23 protein-coding genes are annotated in these 24,341 nt (G+C 63.2%); 6 read left to right on the top strand and 17 right to left on the bottom strand.

Annotation, left to right across the window (positions count from 1 at the left end; all coding sequences use genetic code 11):
- Window positions 1-11 precede the first annotated feature (11 nt).
- Window positions 12-350 (bottom strand): preprotein translocase subunit YajC, encoded by a 339-nt coding sequence (gene yajC, locus A9K65_RS18885; protein ID WP_013531305.1) that lies wholly within the window; start codon window positions 348-350, stop codon window positions 12-14.
- A 277-nt stretch (window positions 351-627) separates the two neighbouring features.
- Between yajC and A9K65_RS18880 the strand changes: the two genes are divergently transcribed.
- The gene (locus A9K65_RS18880) at window positions 628-1,503 is read left to right on the top strand and encodes an ATP-binding protein (protein WP_024503854.1); all 876 of its coding nucleotides are present in this window, start codon (window positions 628-630) and stop codon (window positions 1,501-1,503) included.
- Window positions 1,504-1,542: 39 nt separating this feature from the next.
- On the opposite strand, the gene A9K65_RS18875 is transcribed toward A9K65_RS18880, so the two are convergent.
- Complete coding sequence (locus tag A9K65_RS18875) at window positions 1,543-2,361, bottom strand: AraC family transcriptional regulator (protein ID WP_063173703.1); 819 nt, start codon at window positions 2,359-2,361, stop codon at window positions 1,543-1,545.
- A 113-nt stretch (window positions 2,362-2,474) separates the two neighbouring features.
- Between A9K65_RS18875 and A9K65_RS18870 the strand changes: the two genes are divergently transcribed.
- Window positions 2,475-3,365 carry an NAD-dependent epimerase/dehydratase family protein gene (locus tag A9K65_RS18870; protein ID WP_064993657.1) on the top strand — a complete coding sequence of 297 codons (891 nt, stop codon included), beginning with the start codon at window positions 2,475-2,477 and terminating at the stop codon, window positions 3,363-3,365.
- Between the two features lie 132 nt (window positions 3,366-3,497).
- Here A9K65_RS18870 and A9K65_RS18865 read toward each other — a convergent pair whose 3' ends face one another.
- The 13 genes from A9K65_RS18865 to A9K65_RS18805 form a co-directional block, all read right to left on the bottom strand.
- Complete coding sequence (locus A9K65_RS18865; RefSeq protein ID WP_064993658.1) at window positions 3,498-5,000, bottom strand: peptidoglycan DD-metalloendopeptidase family protein; 1,503 nt, start codon at window positions 4,998-5,000, stop codon at window positions 3,498-3,500.
- 191 nt (window positions 5,001-5,191) lie between these two features.
- A complete protein-coding gene (locus A9K65_RS18860) occupies window positions 5,192-5,851 on the bottom strand; it encodes a protein-L-isoaspartate(D-aspartate) O-methyltransferase (RefSeq protein WP_013531300.1) in 660 nt (219 codons plus the stop codon).
- Window positions 5,848-6,606, bottom strand: coding sequence for a 5'/3'-nucleotidase SurE (gene surE / locus A9K65_RS18855; RefSeq protein ID WP_063172319.1), 759 nt, complete (start codon window positions 6,604-6,606; stop codon window positions 5,848-5,850). Before surE ends, A9K65_RS18860 begins: the two co-directional genes overlap by 4 nt.
- Window positions 6,606-7,910 carry a serine--tRNA ligase gene (gene serS, locus A9K65_RS18850; protein WP_064993659.1) on the bottom strand — a complete coding sequence of 435 codons (1,305 nt, stop codon included), beginning with the start codon at window positions 7,908-7,910 and terminating at the stop codon, window positions 6,606-6,608. Before serS ends, surE begins: the two co-directional genes overlap by 1 nt.
- A 346-nt stretch (window positions 7,911-8,256) precedes the next feature.
- Window positions 8,257-9,123, bottom strand: coding sequence for a twin-arginine translocase subunit TatC (gene tatC, locus A9K65_RS18845; protein ID WP_013531297.1), 867 nt, complete (start codon window positions 9,121-9,123; stop codon window positions 8,257-8,259).
- A complete protein-coding gene (gene tatB, locus A9K65_RS18840) occupies window positions 9,120-9,920 on the bottom strand; it encodes a Sec-independent protein translocase protein TatB (RefSeq protein ID WP_064993660.1) in 801 nt (266 codons plus the stop codon). The genes tatC and tatB overlap by 4 nt, the downstream gene beginning before the upstream one ends.
- A gap of 30 nt (window positions 9,921-9,950) precedes the next feature.
- Window positions 9,951-10,172 carry a twin-arginine translocase TatA/TatE family subunit gene (locus A9K65_RS18835; RefSeq protein WP_013531295.1) on the bottom strand — a complete coding sequence of 74 codons (222 nt, stop codon included), beginning with the start codon at window positions 10,170-10,172 and terminating at the stop codon, window positions 9,951-9,953.
- Window positions 10,173-10,342: 170 nt separating this feature from the next.
- Window positions 10,343-11,110: an SMC-Scp complex subunit ScpB gene (scpB, locus tag A9K65_RS18830; RefSeq protein ID WP_064993661.1), complete on the bottom strand. Its 768-nt coding sequence runs from the start codon at window positions 11,108-11,110 to the stop codon at window positions 10,343-10,345.
- On the bottom strand, window positions 11,107-11,907 hold the full coding sequence (locus tag A9K65_RS18825; protein WP_013531293.1) for a ScpA family protein: 801 nt from the start codon (window positions 11,905-11,907) through the stop codon (window positions 11,107-11,109). The genes scpB and A9K65_RS18825 overlap by 4 nt, the downstream gene beginning before the upstream one ends.
- A gap of 61 nt (window positions 11,908-11,968) precedes the next feature.
- On the bottom strand, window positions 11,969-12,988 hold the full coding sequence (nagZ, locus tag A9K65_RS18820; protein WP_013531292.1) for a beta-N-acetylhexosaminidase: 1,020 nt from the start codon (window positions 12,986-12,988) through the stop codon (window positions 11,969-11,971).
- Window positions 12,989-13,120: 132 nt separating this feature from the next.
- Window positions 13,121-16,468: an SPOR domain-containing protein gene (locus tag A9K65_RS18815; protein ID WP_064993662.1), complete on the bottom strand. Its 3,348-nt coding sequence runs from the start codon at window positions 16,466-16,468 to the stop codon at window positions 13,121-13,123.
- 103 nt (window positions 16,469-16,571) lie between these two features.
- The gene (gene argS / locus A9K65_RS18810) at window positions 16,572-18,329 is read right to left on the bottom strand and encodes an arginine--tRNA ligase (RefSeq protein ID WP_064993663.1); all 1,758 of its coding nucleotides are present in this window, start codon (window positions 18,327-18,329) and stop codon (window positions 16,572-16,574) included.
- A gap of 75 nt (window positions 18,330-18,404) precedes the next feature.
- Complete coding sequence (locus tag A9K65_RS18805) at window positions 18,405-19,619, bottom strand: deoxyguanosinetriphosphate triphosphohydrolase (RefSeq protein ID WP_064993664.1); 1,215 nt, start codon at window positions 19,617-19,619, stop codon at window positions 18,405-18,407.
- 90 nt (window positions 19,620-19,709) lie between these two features.
- Between A9K65_RS18805 and erpA the strand changes: the two genes are divergently transcribed.
- From erpA to A9K65_RS18785, 4 genes are all read left to right on the top strand, one after another.
- On the top strand, window positions 19,710-20,057 hold the full coding sequence (gene erpA / locus A9K65_RS18800; RefSeq protein ID WP_013531288.1) for an iron-sulfur cluster insertion protein ErpA: 348 nt from the start codon (window positions 19,710-19,712) through the stop codon (window positions 20,055-20,057).
- Window position 20,058: 1 nt separating this feature from the next.
- Window positions 20,059-20,454 (top strand): VOC family protein, encoded by a 396-nt coding sequence (locus tag A9K65_RS18795; RefSeq protein WP_013531287.1) that lies wholly within the window; start codon window positions 20,059-20,061, stop codon window positions 20,452-20,454.
- Window positions 20,455-20,471: 17 nt separating this feature from the next.
- Window positions 20,472-21,266 (top strand): exodeoxyribonuclease III, encoded by a 795-nt coding sequence (gene xth / locus A9K65_RS18790; protein ID WP_013531286.1) that lies wholly within the window; start codon window positions 20,472-20,474, stop codon window positions 21,264-21,266.
- Window positions 21,267-21,401: 135 nt separating this feature from the next.
- Window positions 21,402-21,656: a hypothetical protein gene (locus A9K65_RS18785; RefSeq protein ID WP_244506831.1), complete on the top strand. Its 255-nt coding sequence runs from the start codon at window positions 21,402-21,404 to the stop codon at window positions 21,654-21,656.
- A gap of 50 nt (window positions 21,657-21,706) precedes the next feature.
- Here A9K65_RS18785 and A9K65_RS18780 read toward each other — a convergent pair whose 3' ends face one another.
- Together A9K65_RS18780 and ilvD are read right to left on the bottom strand one after the other, a co-directional pair.
- Window positions 21,707-22,546, bottom strand: a complete 840-nt coding sequence (locus A9K65_RS18780) for a tetratricopeptide repeat protein (RefSeq protein WP_013531284.1) — start codon at window positions 22,544-22,546, stop codon at window positions 21,707-21,709.
- Window positions 22,533-24,257 carry a dihydroxy-acid dehydratase gene (ilvD, locus tag A9K65_RS18775; RefSeq protein ID WP_024503842.1) on the bottom strand — a complete coding sequence of 575 codons (1,725 nt, stop codon included), beginning with the start codon at window positions 24,255-24,257 and terminating at the stop codon, window positions 22,533-22,535. The genes A9K65_RS18780 and ilvD overlap by 14 nt, the downstream gene beginning before the upstream one ends.
- Between the last annotated feature and the right edge of the window lie 84 nt (window positions 24,258-24,341).

Raw genomic sequence — 24,341 nt, 5'->3', positions numbered from 1 at the left:
CTAAAATTGGATTATTTCTTGGCGTTCTGGTTGGCCACCGGCTCGCCCTTGACGCGCACATCGGCGATCGTCGAGCGCAGCGCCGTCACCTTCAAGCCATTGCCGAGGTCGACCTCGAGCTCGTTGTCGTCGATCACCTTGGTCACCTTGCCGACGAAGCCGCCGCCGGTGACGACCGTGTCGCCGCGACGGACCGCGGCCAGCATCTCGCCGCGCTTCTTCAGCTGCGTGCGCTGCGGCCGGATGATCAGAAAATACATGATCACGAAAATCAGGACAAACGGCAAAATGCTGATGAACATGTCGGGAGAAGCGCCGACGCCTTGGGCGTATGCCGGTGTCACGAACATCGAGGTACTCCTGAATTTTGAAAACAGCCGCCAATCTGGCGGCCCCTTGAAATTTGGCCGGAATATAGTCGGTAAAGTTGTCAATGCAACTGCGCGGCCGGCCAAATCGGCTGCTTTTCCGGCCTGTTGAGCCGTGTTAGAGCAGGATCGCAAAAAGCGCGAGCCGGTTTCCGCAGAAAATTATGCTCGAACAAAAGGTTGCAACCGGTTTTGTATCAGGCGAAATCGGGCAGCTTCACGCCCCAAGACATCAAAAACGCGAAAACAAAAGACAGACATGACCGACAGCAGCATTGAGGCCCTGAACCAGAAACTCGACCGGCTGATCGAAGCGGTGAGCCGCCTTGCCCCGCCGCCGGTGCCCCAAACCGACCTCCGCGAGGCCGATTGCTTCGTTTGGCAGGCCGATCCGGGCTATCTGGAACCGGTGCACAGGGTTAACCGCGTCGACATCGGACTGATCCGTGGCGTCGACCGCGTCCGCGACATCCTTGTCGACAACACCGAACGCTTCGCTGCCGGCTACCCGGCCAACAATGTGTTGTTGTGGGGCGCGCGCGGCATGGGCAAATCGTCGCTGGTCAAGGCCGTGCATGCGGAGATCAACGCCAAGGCCAGGTCCGACCTGCCGTTGAAGCTGATCGAGATCCACCGCGAGGACATCGACACGCTGCCGAAGCTGATGGGTCTGCTGAAGGCGGCGCCCTTCCGCTTCATCCTGTTTTGCGACGACCTCTCCTTCGACCATGACGACACCTCCTACAAATCGCTCAAGGCAGCGCTCGAAGGCGGCGTCGAGGGCCGTCCAGCCAATGTCATCTTCTACGCCACCTCGAACCGCCGCCATCTTTTGCCGCGCGACATGATCGACAATGAACGCTCGACCGCGATCAACCCGTCCGAAGCGGTCGAGGAAAAGGTGTCGCTGTCCGACCGCTTCGGGCTGTGGCTCGGTTTCCACAAATGCTCGCAGGACGAGTATCTCGACATGATCGACGGCTATGTCCGCCATCACGGGCTGACAATCGATCCCGACACGCTGCGCGCCGAAGCATTGGAATGGGCGACGACGCGCGGCAGCCGCTCGGGCCGCGTCGCCTGGCAGTTCACCCAGGATTTGGCTGGCCGGCTCGGCAAACCGCTGAAGGACTGATGCGTTGGATAGCGTCGCCAACGCCATCCGATGACAAGATCATTTGGGCGGCTGCGACCGCCGCAAATCACGCGGCGTTTGGCCGATCTCACGCCGCATCCAATGCGCCAGATGTGACTGGTGCGCGAAGCCCGTCAATTCCGCCACCTCGCTTGTGCTGAGATCGCCTTGCTGCAGCAGGACGCGTGCGCGTTCGACGCGACGCCGTAGCACGTAGCGGTGCAGGGTGAAGCCCGTCGCCGCCTTGAACCATGTCCGCAAGTGCGAACTGCTGGCGCCGGCAACCCGGCTCAGTCGATGGATCGACAGGGGTTCGTGCAGCGCAACCTCGATATGCTCCAGCACGCGCTTGAGCTGAGTATCCGACAGCCGGCTCGCGCGATCGATATCAGGTTCACCGAGGCCAAGCAGCCTCACAGCGAGCGCGGCGCCGATGCTGTCGGCAAACAACGACCCGCTCGGCGACTTCGCATTGAGATCGCTCTCCAGTGCTCGCGCGAGGTGTTCGATGCGCTGGTCACGAAGCAGGTGACGTGTGCCGAGCGGCAATGCGCGCGCCTTGCCAAGTTCGGCTGCCACCCTTTCCATCAAGGCCGGTTGTAACGCGATCTCGATCGTGTCGAACGGGGTCTCAGCCTCGAACCCACCCTCCTGACCGGCGGGCACCAGGTCGATATGGCCGGCGCGCCTGACGAAATATCGTCCAACCTCATGGCAGTAGGAGCGCGTCGCGGCACTTGCATGCACCATGATGCGATGGTGTGGCGCCCGGAGCAGACGATGGACCCCGGCTTCGACATGCCGGGAGGCCAATGTTACGTCGGACGGGGATCGGGCCGGGGCGACTTGCGAGAGCATGCTTTCTCGATTCATGGCAAAACCTGTTCAAGACTTGGCAATTCCCGCGCGATTTTCAATGCCGTGGCTATGTACCTACGCCTCTCCATAAAACTTGGATGAGAGGTTATGCCATGAGTTTCTATGTTGTTGTGGGAGCAGGCTCGGTTGGTCGCGAGACCGCGCGGCTTCTGGGCGAAGAAGGCCATGATGTTGTCTTGACGAGCCGGAGTGTCGGTTCGAACGCGCTGCAAAACGTCCGGACCGTGCACTCCGACGCCACCAATGCCGCGGAACTGGCGCGTATCAGCCGAAACGCCGACGCGATCTTCATGTGCGCCATGGCCGCCTATCACCGCTGGCCGACCGACTTCTTCCCAATCATCGACGGCACCGTGCGGGCTGCCGAAGCGGTCGGAGCGAAGCTTGTGGTGCTCGGAAACCTCTATGGCTATGGCAAAGATGCCGAAAGCCCGCTTCACTCCGACCTGTCTCTGGATCCGACTTCGAAGAAAGGAACTGCGCGGACGATCATGTGGCAGCGGGCGGTCCGTGCGGACGTGCCGGCCGTCGAAGTGCGGTCCAGCGATTATCTTGGACATGGCGCGATCAGCTCTTTCTCACTGGTCGCGCTGCCCTCCATAATCGAAGGGAAACCGACGGCTTTCATCGGAAACCTCGACGCAACTCACGCCTGGTCCTTCACGAAGGACGTGGCCAGGACACTGGTCGCTGCCTCGCGCTACACGGGCGAATGGGGACGGGCGTTCCATGTTCCATCGCAACACGCCCCATCCCGGGAACTCATCCGGGCGACCGCGGCAATGCTTCACCGTGAAATTCCAGGAACACGCTCCTATTCCATCTCCGAAATGGAAGCATTGGGCATGCATGAGCTTATCGAGATGAGCTACCTCTTCGACAAACCCTTGCTGGTCGATTCCTCCGACGCGGAGACGCTTCTCGGCGTCAAGGCCAGCAGCCTTGGCGTCATGATCGCCGACACTCTGCGCGACCATCTTTGAAGCTTGAAGACTGGCGCGTCGCACCGGAACTGAAAAAGCCCGCTCCTTTCGGAACGGGCTGAGCCGGCGGGCCGGACTGGAGGTCAGACGGCCCGCAAATTGCTTTTTTTCTTCTATTCGAAACAGCCCCGACTATTCGAGATAACCGGAGGGATCGACTGGCGCCGAATTCTTGCGCACTTCGAAGTGCAGCTTCGGCGAGTCCGTCGTGCCGCTCATGCCCGACAGCGCGATCTCCTGGCCGCGCTTGACCTTCTGGCCGCGCTGCACCTCGATCGAACTGGCATGGCCGTAGACGGTGACCAGGCCGTTCTCGTGGCGCACCAGCACCGTGTTGCCGAATTCCTTGAGGCCGTCGCCGGCATAGATGACGACGCCGTTCTCGGCCGCCTTGACCGGCGTGCCCGTCGGCACGGCGATATCGACGCCGTCCTTGCCCGAGCCGAAACCGGAAATCACGCGACCGCGCACCGGCCAGCGCATCTTGCCGATGCCGGTGGCGTCTGGCGCGACGGCATCGTCGGCCTCGGCCTGTTGGATGACCTTCGAATCCTTTTTCGGCGGCGTGTAGGACGCCAGCGTTTCAGACGGCGTGGTCTTTGCCGCGGGCTGCGTGGTGGCCGTCGTCACTGGATCGACCTTGGCCGGCTTGGCAGCGGCGACGGTCGCGGTTCCGCCGGCCGGCACCTTCAGGGTCTGGCCGATCTTGAGCAGTCCGTCCTTCATCCCGTTGGCCTGCTTTAGAGCAACGACGCCGACGCCGGTCTTCCTGGCAATCGAAGACATCGTGTCGCCCGACTGGACCGTGTAGGTCCCAGCAGCGCCGGTCGTCTTGGCAACCTGCGGCTTGGGCTCCTTGGGCTGGTTTGCTGCGGCCGACGTGTCGACCTGAGCGGCGGGCTTGCCTTCCTTAGGCTTCGGCTGCTGCGGCAGAACGGCGACCTTGTCCGGCGCAGTGGCCGGCAGGTTGTGCTTGCCGTCTTTCGCCGGCTTGGCATCCGCGACCTTCGCCTCGCTCTTGCTGGAATAGGCATAGGCCGGGATGACCAGCTTCTGGCCGGTCTTCAGCCCCTTGGTCGCGCTCAGCCCGTTGACCTTCATGATCACGTCGGACGGCACCTTGTACCGCTGCGCCAGGCCGCCGATCGTTTCGCCGTCCCTGACGACGATCTCGGTTGCATGCGGAGTGCCGGAAGCAGCCACGCGGGGTTCGTCAGGTTGCGAAACCTTGAAAGGCGACGCCGCCGGAGCGACGGTGCCGGTCGTGGTCCTGTCGACATGCGGTGCCGGGGCCAATGCGGTGCGCACCGGCTTCGATGCCGGCGCCTGCTGCGCTTGGGCAACGGGCGGCGGCAGCGGCCGCGTCGAGACCGGCTCGAGGCTGGAGCGGCTGACCGATTGTGTATGGCTGCCATCGATCGGAGCGGCGGCGACATCGCCCGGATAGGGCTGCTGTACGGCATCCTGCTTGTTGATGATGGCGCGCTGATTGTTGGTCGAGGATGTAAAGACGTCGTCGACGCCATTGAACCGCGAAACTTGGGAACTGCACCCCGCAGCAGCACCCGCGACCATCAGAATGGCGCAGCCTCGCGCCAGATTGCGACCGTTTGTCTTCAAAACACTGAGTTGCATCGCACTAACCCGCACATACCCGGTACAAACTAGGCATGATTAAAGCGCGTTAATGTTACTCGACGGTTAACCTCATGGAATCCGACGCAATTTTTCTTAAAATATTAGACAGCGAGCCGTGCGGAGATTTCGGGTCAGGCCAGCCGGGGTCGAAGACGGGCGCACGACGCGGCCGAACATCGACATCCGCGCTAGATAACAGCGGCGACACCGCGCAGGATCGGCTGCAGGCGAACGAGCCCGATGTCTTCGCGCTCGAAGCGGCTGCCGACCTTGGTCAGCTTGGCCAGCACCTGTTCGCCCTCTTCGGGGCCGATCGGAGCGATGACGATACCGCCGCTCGACAACTGGTCGAGCAGGAAACGCGGCAGGCTGTCGAAGGCGGCCCAGGCGACGATGCGGTCAAATGGCCCTTCATTCGGCAGCCCGCCGGAACCATCGGCGTGGCGCACGATCACATTGCCGATGCCGAGCGCCTCGAAGCGCTGCCGCGCCTGCTCGGCGAGCGTCTTGTAGCGATCGGTGGTGATGACCCGAGCGGCCAGCCGCGACATCACCGCCGAGGTGTAGCCCGAGCCGGTGCCGATCTCGAGCACGCGGTTGCCCTGCTCGATGGTGAGTGCGGCGATCACCGCCGCCTGCATGTCGGCGCCTTCGATCGCCTCGCCGCATTCGATCGGCAGCATGCGGTCCGACCAGGCGATCTGATGGAACTGGGCCGCCAGGAAGCCGCGCCGCGGCGTCGCCTCGAAGGCCGCGATCAGCGCCTTCGGCACAGTCCCCCGGCCGCGCAGACGCAGCAGAAAGGCGGCAAAACCTTCGCGGTCGTCGATCGGGAGGCCCTGGTTCATGCGAGCGCCTTGCTCAGTTGGTCACGGATTTCATGGGCGGTAAGGTCGAGCTGCAGCGGCGTCACCGACACCAGCCGGTTGCGCAAGGCGTAGAGGTCGGTGCCTTGCTTGCCTTCGACCGGCTCGCGGCCGAAACGCAGCCAGTAGTAAGGCAGGCCGCGCCCGTCACGGCGCTCGTCGACCCACAGGGAGTGCACGAGCTTGCCCTGCGAGGTGACCACCGTGCCTGCGACTTCCTCGGGCGTGCAGTTGGGAAAATTGACGTTGAGCAGCACGCCGTCCGGCAATGGCGTCGCGATAAGTTTCTTCAGCAGCGCCGGCGCCAGCGCCTCCGTCGTCTCGTAGGGCACGACGCGATCTTCGCCGACATAGCTGTACCCCTGGCTGAGCGCGATCGAGCGAATGCCGAGCAGCGCGCCCTCCATGGCGCCGGCGACGGTGCCGGAATAGGTGACATCGTCGGCGATGTTGGCGCCCGAATTGATGCCGGACAGGATCAGGTCGGGTGCGCCAGGCAGGATCTTCTTGACGCCCATGATGACGCAATCGGTCGGCGTGCCGCGCACGGCAAAATGCTTCTCGCCAATCTTGCGCAGCCGCAGCGGCTCCGAGATCGACAGCGAATGCGCATAGCCGGACTGGTCCTGCTCGGGCGCCACCACCCAGACATCGTCGGACAGCGTACGTGCGACGCGTTCGAGCGACGCCAGGCCCTCGGCATGAATGCCGTCGTCATTGGTCAGGAGGATACGCATTATTTCGCTTCGATCTTTTCCAGACCGCCCATGTAAGGCCGCAGCACTTCAGGAATGGTTACGCTGCCATCCTCGTTCTGGTAGTTTTCGATGACGGCGATGAGCGCGCGGCCAACGGCTGTGCCCGAGCCGTTGAGCGTGTGGACGAAGCGGTTGCCCTTGCCGTCCCTGTCCTTGTAGCGGGCGTCCATGCGGCGTGCCTGGAAATCGCCGCACACCGAGCAGGACGAGATCTCGCGATAGGCGTTCTGGCCGGGCAGCCAGACCTCGATGTCATAGGTCTTGCGTGCGCCAAAACCCATGTCGCCGGTGCACAGCGTCATGGTGCGGAACGGCAGGCCGAGCCGCTTCAGCACTTCCTCGGCGCATTGCGTCATCCGCTCATGCTCGGCAAGTGACGATTCCTGATCGGTGATCGACACCAGCTCGACCTTGTAGAACTGATGCTGGCGCAGCATGCCGCGCGTGTCGCGCCCGGCCGAGCCCGCTTCCGAACGGAAGCACGGTGTCAGCGCGGTGTAGCGCAGCGGCAGTTTTTCATGCGCGGTGATTTCCTCACGCACAAGGTTGGTGAGTGGGACCTCGGCGGTGGGAATCAGGCCAAGCCTGCCCTCCCCGTGCGGCGTGAAGAACAGATCTTCCTCGAACTTCGGCAATTGGTTGGTGCCGAACAAAACATCGTCCTTGACCATCAACGGCGGTATCACTTCTTCGTAGCCGTGTTCGGTCGTATGCAGGTCCAGCATGAACTGGCCGAGCGCGCGTTCCATCCGCGCCAGTCCGTTTTTCAGCACCGTAAAGCGCGAGCCCGACAGCTTTGCCGCGCGCTCGAAATCCATCATGCCGAGCGCTTCGCCGATCTCGAAGTGCTCCTTCACCCAGTTCGGCCGCGTCGGTACCTTGCCGACGATGTGCTTGACGACATTGTCGTGCTCGTCCTTGCCGACAGGCACGTCGTCGAACGGTACGTTGGGCAGCACCGCCAGCGCGTCGTTCAGCGCCTTGTCGAGCTCGCGTTCGCGCGCCTCGCCGTTCTGGATGAAGACCTTGATCTCGCCGACTTCGGCTTTCAGCGTCTCGGCCAGGGCGGCATCGCCCGAACGCATGGCGTTGCCGATCTCCTTCGACGCGGCATTGCGGCGCTCCTGCTTGGTCTGTAGCTCGGTAACGTGTTCGCGCCGCGCCTCGTCCGAGGCGATCAGCCCGCCGACCGTGGACTGCGCCTCGTCAGCCGACCACGAGCGCTTCACCAGCGCCTCGACAAGGGCCTTCGGGTTTTCGCGAATCCATTTGATGTCAAGCATGGTTTGAACGCTCCGGGGTAGCATGTCGCCCAAAGTGCGCAGCGGTTTGGGACAACGACATGCTTCAAACAAAACTGAAACGCATCGCTTTCAGTGCGATGCGTTTCAGCCAGAGGGGGTAAACCGCATCCTCGATCGACGCAAGATGGGGCATGGGGAACGCAAGCCTGCGATCGCGCTTTGACGCGCTTTCGGCTGAAGGCGGAGGAGAGCCTGAAATGAAAAACCCGCCTCTACGGCGGGGTCGCTGGCGCAAGTCAGCACCATACCGAGAATCATAGCATAGCTGCCCTCACCAGGTCAAGAAAAAATTCCTATCGAGGCTGGCCAGACGCGGCGGCGCCGTTCAGGTGGAGGACGCGTCCGCCGGCTTCTTCTCGGCGACCTCTTCCGCCGCGTCCTGCTTCTCGCGTGCCACGCGCTGCTTTTCCTGATCGCGCTCGATCAGCCGGGCAGCCCAGATGGAGACCTCGTAGAGAAGGATGGTCGGAATGGCGAGGCCGATCTGGCTCATCGGATCGGGCGGCGTCAGCACCGCCGCGACGACGAAGGCGATGACGATCGCCCATTTGCGCTTTTCGGCCAGCCCCTTGGACGACAGCATGCCGACGCGTGTCATCAGGCTGGTCACCACCGGCAGTTGGAACACCAGGCCGAAGGAGAAGATCAGCGTCATGATCAGGCTGAGATATTCCGACACCTTTGGCAGCAGCGAAATCTGCACCTGATCGTCGGTGCCGGCCTGCTGCATGGCGAGGAAGAACCACATCACCATCGGCGTGAAGAAGAAATAGACCAGCGACGCACCCATCAGGAACAGGATTGGCGACGCGATCAGGAACGGCAGGAAGGCGTTGCGCTCGTTCTTGTAGAGGCCTGGCGCGATGAATTTGTAGATCTGCGTGGCGATCAGCGGAAAGGCGATCACCATGCCGCCGAACATGGCGAGCTTGACCTGCGTGAAGAAGAATTCCTGCGGCGCCGTGTAGATCAGCTCGACCTTGTGCGGATCGAGGCCTGCCCACTGCGTCGCCCATTTGAACGGGACGACCAGAAGGTTGAACAGCTTCTTGGCGAAGAAGAAACAGACCAGGAAGGCAACGAAGAAACCGCCCAGCGACCAGATCAGCCGCCGGCGCAGCTCGATCAGATGCTCCATCAGCGGCGCCGACGATTTCTCGATCTCGTCCTTTTCGGTGTCCGAAACGCTCACTTGGCGGCTCCAGCCGTCTTCTTGGCCGCCGGCTTCTTGGCCGCAGCAGGTTTCGGTTCGATTTTCGCCCCCGTCTTGGTCGCTACGGTCTTGGACGCGGTCACCTTGGCCGCAGCGGGCGTCTTGGCCCTGGGCGTTTCAGGCATTGCCGCCGTCGCGGGCTTCGCTGGCACCTTGGCCGCAGGCGTGGCCTTAGCGGTGACCGTTTTTGCAGGAGCTTTAGCGCCATTTGCCGAAGCCTTTATAGCCGGCGTCGCCCTTGACGGTGCAGGCTTGGCTGCCTTCTTCGCGGTGGACGCCTTCGGCGCCACGACGGGTGTCGTCGGCACTGATGACGTTACCACCGATTCGTCGGTCATCGCCGGGAAAATCGGCGCTGCCGGCGCTGCTTCCGGTCCGTTGACGCCGGGCATGGTCGTTGCACCGTTCTTCAGCGGCTCGGCCGCCTGCGGGGTCGAAGCGGCTGGCGTTGCCGGATCGGCTGCCGGCTTCGGCTTCATCGCCGCGTCGACGCCGGAGCGAACGTCGGCCGCGGCCTGTTCGAACGGATTGAGTTGCTTCCTGATCTCGGCCATCGGGCTCATGCCCCTGAGCTCGTCGACGGACTTCTTGACGTCGTCGAGCTCGGCCTCCTTCAGCGCCTCGTTGAACTGTTTCTGGAAATCGGATGCCATGGCGCGCAGCTTCGCCGTCGTGCGGCCGAAGGTGCGCAGCATATTGGGCAAATCCTTGGGCCCGACGACCACGATCATGACGATCGCGATGACCAGCATTTCGGTCCAGCCGACTTCAAACATGACACTCTGTTCCGACTAGAACCTTTGGGCTCAGCTCTTGCTGGCCTTTTCCTTCGCGGCCGCAACGGTCTCGTCGGCACGATGTTCGACGGTGCGCTTGTCTTCGGCAACGTCGTCGTCGGCCATGCCCTTCTTGAAGCTCTTGATGCCCTTGGCCATGTCGCCCATCAGCTCGGGAATCTTGCCGCGGCCGAACACCAAAAGCACGATCACCAGCACGATCATCCAGTGCCAAATCGAAAATGAACCCATAGCAAATCTCTCTCGAATGTTTTCCCTGGCGATGATCTATGCGTTTTCGCGTTGGGATTCAAACACAACTGCTACAGAGTTTATGAAAGGGTGGCGGATGTCACGCATTTTCGACGCGGCGGCCCCGCTACGAATCCGCGCATCCTCGACAGATCGGCCGCCAATGCCAGTCAATCTTCCGTGACGCGCGGCGTCAGCAGGCCGAGTTCCTCGAGATCGATATCGGTGAGCGCATCCTCGTCGTCGGTCAATGCATCGGGATCGGCCGGCGGCTGCGGAATGGAGAAATTCGACGGCATGCGGCCCGAAAGCAGGCCGACCCCCTTCAGTTCCTCCATGCCGGGAAGATCGCGGATCTCTTCCAGCGCGAAATGATCGAGGAAGGTCTCCGTGGTGCCGTAGGTAACCGGGCGTCCGGGTGTCTTTCGCCGGCCGCGCATGCGCACCCATTCCGTTTCCAGCAGCGTGTCGAGCGTGCCCTTCGAGGTTTCGACGCCGCGGATGTCCTCGATCTCGGCACGCGTCACCGGCTGGTGATAGGCAATGATCGCCAGCACTTCGAGAGCCGCGCGGGAGAGCTTCCTTTGCTGGACGGTATCCCTGCTCATCAGGAAAGCCAGGTCGCCGGCGGTGCGGAACGCCCAGGCATCGCCGACACGCACCAGATTGACGCCGCGCCGCGCATAGATCTGCTGCAGTTCGGCCATGGCCAGGGCGATGTTGATGCCGTCCGGCAGGCGTGCCGCAAGCTGCTTTTCGCTGACGGGTTCGGCGCTGGCGAACACGATCGCCTCGGCCATGCGCACAGCCTCGGCCAGATGCAGCCGTTCGGCCGGGTTTTGTAGCTGCTGCTCGGCCGGATCCTGGGAAAGCGGGCCCTCTTCGGGTTCATCGCCGATCTTGAACGGGACAACCGAAGCGTTGGCGCGTTCGCTCATGATGCCACCTCGACTGCCTTGATTGTCTGCGTTCGGCCGCGCAAGTAGATCGGCGCGAACGTCTGATCCTGCCGTACATCCATCTTGCCTTCGCGCACCAGTTCCAGCGTGGCAGCGAACGAGCTCGCGATCGCCGTGCGCCGCTCCTCGGGACTGGTCATGTACGCGATCAGAAAACTCTCCATCGTCGTCCAGTCGCTCACGGCTCCCACAAGGCGGGTCAGGATGTCGCGCGCGTCCTTGAGCGACCAGACACCGCGCCTGGCGATGGTCACATTGTTGATCGCCTGCTTCTGGCGCTGCTGGGCATAGGCGGTCAAGAGATCGTAGAGCGAGGCAGAATAGGCGTTGCGCTTTTCGATGATGACCATTTCCGGCATGCCGCGCGCGAACACGTCGCGGCCGAGCCGGTTGCGGTTGACCAGACGCGCCGAGGCGTCGCGCATGGCTTCCAGCCGCTTCAGTCGGAACTGCAGCACCGCCGCCAGTTCCTCGCCGCTTTCGCCCTCGTCGCCTGGCTGCTTGGGGATCAGGAGCTTGGACTTGAGGAAGGCCAGCCATGCCGCCATCACCAGATAGTCGGCGGCAAGCTCCAGCCTGAGCGCCCTCGCCGTCTCGACAAAGGTCAGATATTGCTCGACCAGCGCCAGGATCGAAATGCGCGCCAGATCGACTTTCTGGGTGCGGGCAAGATGCAGCAGAAGATCGAGCGGACCTTCGAAGCCGGCCACGTCGACGACCAGCGACGGGTCCCCGGTGACGCGTGAATCGTCATTTTCGGCCCACAGACGGTCCATCGGTGCGGCCTTCGCGGCCTTGCTTTCCAATGTCTCCGCCACTGCCTGTCACTTTCCCTTGCTATGCCACCGCATCGAAGTAGGTGGCGAATTCGGCGCGTATTTCGGTTTCTTCGACCGTGTCACGGTCCTTTATATAGGTCAGCGCCCGCTTGGCGCGCTCCAGCGACGTGCCCTCAAGCCCCGTGGTGCGCGATGCGATGCCGGCCATCTCCTCGAAAACGCCGTTGCAGTGAAGGACCAGATCGCAGCCCGCCGCAAGGATCGAGGCCGCCTTTGTCGGGAAATCCCCAGAAAGTGCCTTCATCGATGTATCGTCGCTCATCAGCAGTCCGTCGAAGCCGATTTCGCGCCGGATGATCTCGTCGATGACCTTGCCGGAGGTGGTCGCCGGATTGTTCGGGTCGATCGCGCTGTAGACGACATGCGCAGTCATCGCCATCGGCAGATGGCTAAGCTCCTTGAACGGGGCGAAATCATGCCGCTGCAGATCACTGAGCGAGGCATTGACCACTGGCAGTTCAAAATGCGTGTCGGCAAAGGCACGTCCATGGCCCGGAATATGCTTCATGACCGGCAGCACGCCGCCCGATATCAGCCCTTCCGCGGCTGCGCGGCCGAGCTCGATCACGGGTCGCGGGTCCTTGCCGTAGGCACGCGCGCCGATGACATCGCTGGCGCCTTCGATCGGCACGTCGAGCACCGGCAGGCAATCGGCTGTGATGCCGTAGCGTAACAGGTCGAAAGCATGCAGCCGCGCCATCAGCCAGGCCGCGCGGGCGCCGGCATCATGATCGTCGCGCCACAGCGCGCCCAGCGCGCCGCCGGCGGGATAATTCGGCGCCAGCGGCGGCCGCAAGCGCTGCACACGGCCGCCTTCCTGATCGATGAACACCAGCGCGTCCGGACGCCCTATGCAGTCTCGCATCTCGGCGACCAGATCGCGGATCTGTTCGGTCTCGCCGATATTGCGTGCAAACAGGATGAAGGCCCACGGGCATTCATTGCGATAGAAATTGATTTCTTCGCGGGTGAGCGATTTCCCGGCGCAGCCGAGGATCATGGATTTTGATTCGGTCATGTCGGCAGTTTAGGGCTTTGTGCGATCAAAGGGAATCGCCAGGGATTCATCCACGGCAACGCCGGATCTGCTTTCCCCATGAAAAAAGCCGGCGCGGTGACCGCGCCGGCTTTCAATCGGTTGGCTCCGGCTTTAGCGCGAGACGAAGCAGTTGCCGCCGGCTGCCTTGTAGCTGGTGCACAAATTGATCGCGTCATTGCGTGACTGGGCCGGAACGCGCACGCGGTAGAACGTGCCTTTGCCGGCGATTTCGGCCTTGACGATGTTGGCGGTACGCCCGGCAAGCACGCTGCCATAGCGGCGCTGCAGATCCTGATAGCTGGACTGGGCGCTTTCGACGGTCGGCTGCGAGGCGATCTGCATCGACCACGAGCCACCGCCGGCCGCGGTCGATGCCGGATCGATGGACGCAACCTGATCGGGCTTGACCTCGCCGACGACATCGACCGGCTGGTCGGACGGACGCTGCGGCGCGAGCGGAACTTTTGCCGGCGTGTTGGCCGATTGGGCCTTGGCCTCGGCCTTCGGCTTGGCCACCGGCTTGAGGGCCGGCTCGTCGTCCGCCTGGGCGGCGGCAGGCGCCACGGTACCGGTCTGGTCGGCATCGGCTTGCGCCGCCGGGGCGACATGCTGCGGCGCCGGATCGACCGGCTCGGTAGCGGCCACTTGCGGAGCGGCGGGTGCCGCCGGATCTTCACGCGGCACCAGCGAACCGTCCGACTTGACCACCATGGTCCTCACCTTGCGCGGTGCAATGGCGACGACATCGGCATTTGTGCCCTTGTCTGCATCCTGCAGCACCTGCGCGATGCGGTCCTCGGACTTGGGAGCTGGCGCCGTATTGTCGGCCAAAGCAGCGCCGGCCATCGGCGCGGCGTTGCCGACATCGGTTCCAGCGCCGGCTGCATTCTGGTCCGGCGAAAGATCGATGGCGCGGGCCGGGTCCTTCGCCTGCACGTCCACCGGCTCTTCGGTGTTGGTGACCAGCTTTTCCTGGACCGGCTCGGCGGGCTTGGCGCCCCTGACCGCGTCGTAGACCTTGTTGTCCTGGTTCGGCACCACGGCACCGCCCGGATTCTCCGGCTTGACCTTGATCGGCGCGTTGTCGGCCTTGACGATGACGGGCGCTTCGCTGCCGCCCTTGCCGCCAAAGGACAGCGCAAAGGCACCGAGACCGCCCGCGACCGCGACCGCGCCGACAATCGCGGCGATGAACAGGCCGCGTCCGCGCGACGGCCTTGCGGCCTCACGCTCGCCGAGACCCGGAACAGCCATCTCCTCGTCGAGTTCGGGATCGTAGTCGAGTTCATCGACGGTGAAATCATCGGCTTGGGAAGCCGGCTGGCTCCCCGGCAGGTTGTCGAGGTCGTAGCCCGAGGCGTCGGCATAACCCGTGGGCGGCGCCGCGCGGGCAGACATTTCCATCGGCCGCGCCGCATAGGTTCGCGCTTCCGGCTCATAGCCCGGCTTGACCCCGTCATAGCCCGGCTTGATCCCGTCATAGCCCGGCTTGAGGCTGTCATAGCCCGGCTTGAAGCCCGCGGCATAGGAGCCATCATCGTAAGACGCGCCGGCCGCGTTGCTTGCTGGGGCGGCAGTCACCTCCACCGCGTTCATCTCGGAGAGAAGGCTGGAGAACTCGGCATCGAGATCGTCATAGCCAGGCGACGCCGGCTGGTCTTCCTCGAAGTGCAGTTCGGGGATATCGAGATCGTCCGCCAGCGCCACGACACGCTCGGGCACATCGACCGTCTCGACATCGGGCATGTCTTCGTAACGCGCCGGCTGGCGCGATTGCGGCGCCGATACTGGGGCAGCGGGAGCCAAGGTTTCGACCGGCTCGGACGAACCATAGGACGTCATGGCGGCGACTGCCGGCGCTGCGGCCATGGATGATGCCACCGAAGCGGCCGGCTGAGCGCTAAACGTAGGCTGCGTGCTGAATGACGGCTGCTGCGGAACCGGCGTCACGCGGCTCCACGAACGCGTCGGCTCTGTCGGTTGGGAACGCTCCGCAAGCCAATCGAAAGAATCCGCCGAATTGTCCCGGGGAGCGGCTTCATCACGCGGATCAAGGCCCTGGGCCAAAGCCGCGTCCAACGCATCATCGTCGAAATCGACATCGCCAATGGTGTCCGAGTCCGGATCCTGGAGTTCATCAAGCATAAGATCGTCAATATCCGCGTCGGCCGCTTGGGCCGTGCCAACATGTCGATTCTGCTCAGGCGTGGTTTCGTCAAGATCCCAGTCGAGGTCGCCGACAAGGTCGGCCGGTTCCTCGGCAGGCTGGGCAACAGGCGGCGGGGCAGCGACAGCCGGCTGAGCCGTGACAGGCTCGCTGGCCACCGGCGCCGTGCGGGAAGTCATGGCGCCCAGCAGCGCATTCAACTCGTCTTCCAGGCTCCGTTCGTCCGCAATCGGGGCGTGCACCGCCGGCGCGACATTGGCTTCTGGCGCCGCCGGCTGGATCGTAGCGGCAGCAACTTCGGCGACCGGCTCTTCTACCGTTTCGGCGAACGAATCTTCAAAGTTCAGGTCGAAGGCATCGTCCGACAGGCCTTCAGGGTTGGAAATCTCGCTTGTTGAGTCCGCAGCATCGGCAAGCACTTCATGCGCTTCCGGCTCGTCGAAGGCGATCGGCTCATCCGCGCGAACGTCGAAATCCATGTCGACATCGGCCATGGCATCGTCGAGGCCAGCAAAGCTCTCGTCGGAGATTGCCTGGCCGTCAAGCGCCGCCGCCTGCTCCGGCATGGCATGCTCGACGGGATCGGCGGCCATGAATGACTGTTCCGCCGCCGAATGGTCGTCGAGCATCAGCTCGTCTTCAAGCGACATTGCCACCGCATCGTCGAATTCGTCATCGGAGGCAACCGGCTCGACAGAAGCGGGCGTATCGGCAACGCTGTACAGGGCCTCTTCGGCTTCCTCATCGATCCGAAGGTCCTGGTCGAGCGAGGCGGCAAGCTCGTCCGCCATCGACTGATCGTCCTCGAAGGGGGACACGTCCTCGAGCGAACCGGCGACGGCATCGCCAATGTCGGACGCGAAAGCGGGCTCGACGGACGGCACGGCTTCAGCGGCGACCGCATGGCTGGCGCCGGCGACGTGGTCGTCGATCTCAGCCATGTCCAGTTCGAAATCGTCGTCGAGCGACACCGAAAGCTCGTCGTCCATCGCGCTGGCGTCAGCCGCTTCGAATGCCGGCTCATGCACGAAAGTCGGCTCATGAGCCTGAACAACCGGAGCGGCGTCGCTGTCGTCAGCGCCGAACTCGCCCATCATTTCTTTCTCGAGATCGATATCGAAATCGCCCTCTTCGAGCCCGTGATCGGCGGCTGGGGCCAGCGGCTGGGCGGGCGATTGCGGCCTGACCGGCTGGCGCGGGTCGAATCCCATGATCCTGGTCAGTTCCGCGAACGGATCATCCTCAGCGATGTCGTTGTTGTCGGCTACTCTCAGCTGGGTTCTGTCTGCCATTATTGTTCCCGAACTCGCACTCATTCGGACGCCATGGACGTCGCGTAGGGTTGGCCCTTACCAGCGCAATGTGGGCAAAAGGTGACAGGTTATTTAGTCAAACCTAACGCATTTCAGTGGGCGCGGCGGCCCCGATCAACGTCAGGCCGGACGTCAAAACGTCCGAAACAGCCTGCACCAGCCCTAGTCTGGCATGCGTCAATTGTCGGTCGTTAACCTTAACAAAACGTAAGTCCGGATTATCCGTGCCACGGTTCCAGTGCCCGTGGAAGCTGGAAGCCAGATCATAGAGGTAAAATGCCAGCCGATGCGGCTCGAGCGCAAGGGCGGCGGACTCGATCAGCCGCGGGTATTCGGCAAGCTTGCGGATCAGGCCGATCTCGCCCTCGTCGGTCAGCAATGCCGCGGCGGACGCCAGGCTGTTGCGGTCGAAATTGGCTTCGCCCAGTTGCTCGCTCGCCTGCCGGAACACCGAATGACAGCGCGCCGAGGCGTACTGGACATAGAACACCGGATTGTCCTTGGACTGCTCGGTCACCTTGGCGAAATCGAAATCCAGCGGCGCATCGTTCTTGCGATAGAGCATCATGAAGCGGATCGCGTCGCGGCCCACCTCCTCCACCACTTCGCGCAGCGTCACGAAATCGCCCGACCGCTTCGACATACGCACCGGTTCGCCCTCGCGAAACAGCTTGACCAGATTGCAAAGCAGCACGGTGAGCTTGACCTCTTCGCCGGCAATCGCCCGCGCCAGGGCTTCCAGCCGCTTGACGTAGCCGCCATGGTCGGCGCCGAGCACATAGATCAGGTCGACGAAGCCGCGATCGACCTTGTCCTTGAGATAGGCAACGTCGGCGGCGAAATAGGTGAATGAGCCGTCCGACTTGACCAGCGCCCGGTCCATGTCGTCGCCGACCGCGGTCGAGCGGAACAGCGTCTGCTCGCGGTCCTCCCAATCGTCGGGTTTCTCGCCCTTGGGCGGCGGCAGCTTGCCCTTGTAGATATGGCCCTTCAGCGTCAGATCGTTGATCGCGGAGCGGATCTTCCTGGCATTGTCGGCGTGCAGCGTGCGCTCGGAGAAGAACACGTCGTGATGCACGTTGAGCATCGCCAGGTCCTCGCGGATCATCGCCATCATCGCATCGATGGTGCGGTCCTTGACGATGGCGAGCGCCTCGTCATCGGGCATCTGCAGAAGCGAGCGGCCGAATTCCGCGACCAGCGCCTGGCCGACAGGCACCAGGTAGTCGCCTGGATAAAGCCCGGCCGGAATCTCGCCGATGTCGTCACCCAGCGCTTCGCGGTAACGCAGGAATGCGGAACGGCCGAGCACGTCGATCTGCGAGCCGGCGTCGTTGATGACGTATTCCTTGGTCACGTCGTAACCGGCGAAGGCCATCAGATTGGCAAGTGCATCGCCGACGACAGCACCCCGGCAATGGCCGACATGCATCGGTCCGGTCGGATTGGCCGAGACATATTCGACATTGGTCTTCCTGCCGCCGCCAACCATCGAGCGGCCATAGTTGCGGCCCTCGCCGAGCAGTGCGGTCAGATGTGTCTGCCAGAAGCCGTCCTTCAGCCTGAGATTGACGAAACCGGGGCCGGCCACCTCTGTTGCCGCGACATCCTTGTCGTCGCGCAGCGCCTGCGCCAGTCTTTCGGCCAGCGCGCGCGGGTTCTGGCCGGTCGGCTTGGCCAGCACCATTGCCGCATTGGTCGCCAGGTCGCCATGGCTGGCGTCGCGCGGCGGCTCAACGGCAATGCGCGACAGGTCAGGCGAAATGCCGTCTTTGTCTTTCAGATCAAGCGCTTCGACGGCTTTTATGATTCGCGCGGTGAAATCGGCGAAGATGTTCATTTGTGTGACTCTGGGGTCTGGCTCTGGCGGCTTTGCAGCGAATCCGGCTCGTTGGCCGGCAAAATCGAGCCCGCCCTAGCCCAATTCAGGCGTATGGTCAAACAAACGCCGGTGTTCCTTGAGCGCGTAGGTGTCGGTCATACCCGCCAGGAAGTCGGCGACGCTGCGCGCCTTGATGCGATCATCGGCCCGATCCAGCCCCTCGCGCCAGCCATCCGGCATGGCGCGCGGATCGGCGAAATAGGCGTCGAACAGATCCTTGACGATCCGCTCGGCATCCGCGCGCACCCTCATAACCTCCGCGTGCCGGTAGAGGTGCTTGTACAGAAAGGCCTTCAGTTCCTTCTCCAGGGCAGCCATTTCGGCCGAGAAAACCACCATCGTCTCGCCAGCTGCCCTCACTGCATCGGCGCTCCGCGGCCTGATGCGATCGAGATTGGCGGTCGTCGACCTGATCACGTCCTCGACCATGGCCGTTATCTGCCGCCGCATCAGTTCGTGGCCGGTGCGCACGGCATCGAGGGAGGGATAGCGTTCGCGCACGCCTTTCAGGATCGTTCCCGGCAGCGAAACCGTCTCCAGCATGTCCAGCGTCAAGAGCCCTGCCCTCAACCCGTCGTCGATGTCATGCGTGTTGTAGGCGATATCGTCGGCGATCGCCGCGCATTGCGCCTCGATGCCGGCGAACCGGTCGAGTTCGAGATCGTGCAGTTGCGAATAATCACGGATCGCCTGTGGCACCGGCCCTTTCAGACCCTTGCCGTTGGCATCCGTCAGCGGCCCATTGTGCTTGACCAGGCCTTCCAGCGTTTCCCAGGTCAGGTTGAGCCCGTCGAATTCGGCGTAGCGCGCCTCCAGCCTTGTCACGATGCGCAGCGATTGGGCGTTGTGGTCGAAGCCGCCCCAGGCGGCCATCTTCTCGTTGAGCGCGTCCTCGCCGGTGTGGCCGAAGGGCGTGTGGCCGAAATCATGCACCAGCGCCACCGCCTCGGCCAGATCCTCGTCGCCGCGCAGCGCCCGTGCCAGGGCGCGCGCTATCTGCGCCACTTCGATCGAATGGGTCAGCCGGGTGCGATAGTGGTCGCCTTCATGGGCGATGAAGACCTGCGTCTTGTGCTTCAGCCGCCGGAAGGCCGTCGAATGGATGATGCGGTCACGGTCCCGCTGGAATGGCGTGCGGGTCGGGCTCTCCACCTCGTCGAACAGCCGCCCGCGCGAGTTTGCCGGATCGCAGGCATAGGCGGCGCGTGGCCGATAGCCGAATCCGATGTCGCCCAACTCACTGGTCATGGCTGATGCTGCCGCGTTTGACTTAGCCAGGTTGACTTGGCCCCTCGCGCTTCATACCTATCATGTGAAACCGAAAGCAAGGTGACGCCCATGGGCGCTGATGCCAAGACTGCCATGAAAGTCGATATGACCGAGGCCGCCGCCAAGCGGATCGCCAGGATTGTCTCGAACGAAGCCGGCAAGACGGCGCTGCGCGTTTCGGTCGAAGGCGGCGGCTGCTCGGGCTTTTCCTACAAGTTCGATCTGGTCGATACGCGCAACGACGACGACGTAGCCATCGAGAAGGACGGCGCCACCGTGCTGATCGACGATTTGTCGCTGGTCTATATGGGCGGCTCTGTGATCGATTTCGTTGACGATCTGATGGGCCAGTCGTTCCAGATCCGCAATCCGAACGCCGTCGCCTCCTGCGGCTGCGGCACGAGTTTCTCCATATAGAATGCCTGCCATCGGTGCGGTCCGTCAGATCGCGCTGTCGGCTGGCCGTGACCTCGACGTGACGCTGGCTTTCTGGCGCGACGTGCTGGGCATGGCTGTCCATGCACGCTTCGATCCGCCGGGCATCGCCTTCATCATGGCCGGAGAAATCAGGCTGCTGTTCACCGACGGCGTACCGGCCGGAACCGTCTATCTCGACATATCGGGCCTTGATCAGTTCCATGCCTCGGCTGCTGCCGCCGGCGTGCCTTTCACCGCGCCGCCAACGCTTGTCCATCGCGACACGGACGGCCAGTTCGGTCCAGCGGGGGAAAGCGAATGGATGGCCTTCCTAAAGGACCCGGCTGGCAATACGATCGGCCTCGTCGAACGCCATCCGCCGCAAGAGCCCAACTGAACAGCATCGAGACCGCCATGAAAATCGTCACCTGGAACATCAACGGTGTCCGCGCCCGCATCGGCAACCTGACCCATTGGCTGACCGAGAGCGCACCCGACATCGTCTGCCTGCAGGAGATCAAGACGGTCGACGAGCAGTTCCCGCGCGCCGAGATCGAGGCGCTTGGCTACAATGTCGAAACCCATGGCCAAAAGGGTTTCAACGGCGTCGCGCTGTTGTCGAAGTTGCGCTTCGACGAGGTGATCAGGGGCCTGCCCGGCGACGATGCCGATGAACAGGCGCGTTTCATCGAAGGCGTTTTCTCAACCGACAAGGGCGCCTTGCGTGTCGCCTCGCTCTATCTGCCGAACGGCAATCCGATCGATGACGAGAAGAAGTTTCCTTACAAGCTGTCCTGGATGGCGCGGCTTGAGCGCTGGGCCGAAGAACGGCTGAGACTTGAGGAGGCTCTGGTGCTCGCCGGCGACTACAACGTCATTCCCGAGCCGATCGACGCGCGGTTTCCGGAGAACTGGCTGGGCGACGCCCTGTTCCAGCCGCAGACGCGACAAGCCTTCCGCCGGCTGCTCAATCTTGGTTTCACCGAGGCGGTGCGCGCGGTCACCGACGCGCGCGACACCTATACGTTCTGGGACTATCAGGCCGGCGCCTGGCAGAAGAACAACGGCATCCGTATCGACCACCTGCTTTTGTCGCCGGAAGCCGCCAACCGTTTCTCATCGGCCTCTATCGAAAAGCATGTGCGCGCTTGGGAAAAACCATCCGACCATGTCCCGGTGGCGATCGATCTCGCGCTTCAGCCGGCTTGAGAGAACCCTCGCCGGGCCCGTCTGCGCTGAACCCTCATATCGCCACATTTCGCGCCGTTCATTGCAGACCAGCATGGCGGCTGGGGTTCCATGAGCGCACGATTTCATCTTTGTCCCATTGGCCTGGCATTTGCCATGGCCGTTCCTGGTACGGCATTTGCCGACCAGGAATGCCTGGCCAATGGAAAATCCTACCAGATCGGTCAGGTCGCCTGCCTGACGGTGGCCGAGCAGAGCCATCTGGCCCGCTGCGATATGGTGCTCAACAACACCTCGTGGACGAAGATCGGGGATAGCTGCCCGGAAAACACGCTGGCGCCACACCCCCATGTCACGCCGATCTCGACGCCGGCGCCCAGCATGGTGCCGACGGAGCCGATCGCGAACTGAGCCAATCTCGCGCCTTGTGGGGGAGATCGGCAGTTCAGCCGCCAGCAAAACTACTGGTCCGCGTTGTTGCCCTTGGTGAGGATATCATCGGCCAGCGAGATCGCGGTGCGGCGGTCGGCCTCGCCGGCGGTGGCAAATGCCTCTTCCTGCATGCCGCGGATCCAGGGCTGGTCAGCGGGCGAAGCGCGTTCGAGCGCTGCCGTCATCATCGCCAGGCCGCGAACGATCTTGCCGCTCTGGAACAACAGATGGCCCAGCGTCGCCTGGGCGCCGGCATGGCCTTTCTCGGCGGCGAGTTGGAACCAGCGCCCGGCCTGCTTGACGCTGGCCTTCACCCCGCCCTCGCCCTTCAGGAACATCTGCCCCATCTCGAACTGTGCGTTCGGGTTGCGGTAGTTGGCAGCCGCGCGCATGTAGTATTCCTGGGCCGCCACCTCGTTCTCGGTGACCGGGCTGCCGGGAATGCCCGTGCGCAAATAGTCGCCAAGCGCCACCAGCGCATCGGAGACATAGCTTTCCTCAGGCGAGCCGGGCTCGACATCCTGGTCGACGATCTCGGAGAAGAACTTGAACGCCTCATAGTCGTCGCGCGCCACGCCGTCGCCCTCGGCATACATGCGAGCAAGCTTCCAGGTGGCGCCGATCTGGCCGTTTTCGGCGGCGTATTTGTAGGCCTCGGCAGCCTGCTCCTTGTGGCCGTTCTTGTAGGCGGAGAAGCCGAACTGGAAGACCGCCCAGGGGCTCGATTGCGGCTTCACCCCGGTCTTGTCGTCGAACACCTTGTCGTCGAAGGCCATGGCCTGGCCGACGGCGCCAAAGGTCGCGCCAAACGTGGCGGCCACGACCAGTGCCGAAAAGACAGATGACCTCAACAACTCAGATGTCCGCATAACAGTGTGTTTCTTTCGCACCGCCCGGATGGGTCACCGCGCCATCGCGCGCCGGCCCCACCGTCTGTGCATATTTCCATATCGCGCCCGACTGATAATCGGTCGCGCGCGCCTTCCATGTCTTTGCCCTCGCCGCCAGTTCGCTATCGGACAACGCCACGTCGATCGTGCCGTTCACCGCGTCGATCGAGATCACGTCACCATCCCTGAGCAGTCCGATCGGGCCACCCACGGCTGCTTCGGGGCCGACATGGCCGATGCAGAAACCGCGCGTCGCGCCCGAGAAGCGCCCGTCGGTGATCAGAGCCACCTTGCCGCCCATGCCCTGGCCGTAAAGTGCTGCCGTCGTCGACAGCATTTCGCGCATGCCGGGGCCGCCGCGCGGTCCTTCGTAGCGAATGACGAGAACCTCGCCTTCCCTGTAGTTGCGATGCGTCACCGCCTCGAAACATTCCTCTTCCGAATCGAAGCAGCGTGCCGGCCCGGAGAATTTCAACTCCGCCATGCCGGCGACCTTCACGATCGCGCCTTCGGGGGCCAGGTTTCCCTTCAAGCCCACGACACCGCCGGTTTGGGTAATGGGTCTGTTGGCCGGGCGGACCACATCCTGATGCTCATTCCAGACAACGTGCTGCATGTTTTCGGCCAAAGTGCGGCCAGTCACCGTCATGCAGTCGCCATGCAGATAGCCGTGGTCGAGCAGGGTCTTCATCAGCAGCGGAATGCCGCCGGCCTCGAACATGTCCTTGGCGACATATTTGCCGCCCGGCTTGAGGTCGGCGATGTAAGGCGTCTTCTCGAAGATCTTGGCCACGTCGAACAGATCGAACTTGATGCCGGCCTCGTGCGCGATCGCCGGCAGATGCAGTGCCGCGTTGGTCGAACCGCCGGTGGCCGAGACCACGGTCGCCGCATTCTCCAGCGCCTTCAGCGTGACGATGTCGCGCGGCCGGATATTTCTGGCGATCAGCTCCATGATCTTTTCGCCCGAGGCGAAATTGAACCGGTCGCGCATTTCATAGGGCGCCGGCGCGCCGCAGGAATAGGGCAGCGCCAGGCCGATCGCCTCGGCGACGGTCGCCATGGTGTTGGCGGTGAACTGGGCGCCGCAGGAACCGGCCGAGGGACACGCGACCTGCTCGATCTCAAGCAGTTCGTCATCGCTGATCGTGCCGACCGAGTGCTGGCCGACCGCCTCGAAAACATCCTGCACGGTGATCTGGCGGCCGCGATAGCTGCCGGGCAGGATCGAACCGCCATAGATGAAGATCGACGGCACGTTGAGCCGCACCATGGCCATCATCATGCCGGGCAGCGACTTGTCGCAGCCGGCGAGCCCAACCAGCGCGTCGTAGCAATGACCGCGCATGGTGAGCTCGACCGAATCGGCGATGACCTCGCGCGACACCAACGACGACTTCATGCCCTGGTGACCCATGGCGATGCCATCGGTGACGGTGATGGTGCAGAATTCGCGCGGCGTGCCGCTGGCGGCCGCGACGCCCTTCTTGACCACCTGCGCCTGGCGCATCAGCGAAATGTTGCAGGGCGCCGCCTCGTTCCAGCAGGAGGCGACCCCGACCAGCGGCTGCGCAATCTCGGCCGCCGACAAACCCATGGCATAGAGATAGGAACGATGCGGCGCACGCGCCGGACCGACGGTCACATAGCGGCTAGGGAGCTTAGCCTTGGAGATGACTTTGGCGTCCATACTCTTCCTTGCCCCATCTTCCCTGCAAATGGGGCGGAGCGGCCTGCCCCCTCGCCGAGCCTTTTGGCGCGTGTCCCGAGACAA

The organism is Mesorhizobium sp. WSM1497 (assembly GCF_001672455.2).
GTDB lineage: Bacteria > Pseudomonadota > Alphaproteobacteria > Rhizobiales > Rhizobiaceae > Mesorhizobium > Mesorhizobium ciceri.
This window is presented reverse-complemented; position numbering and strand designations above follow the sequence as displayed.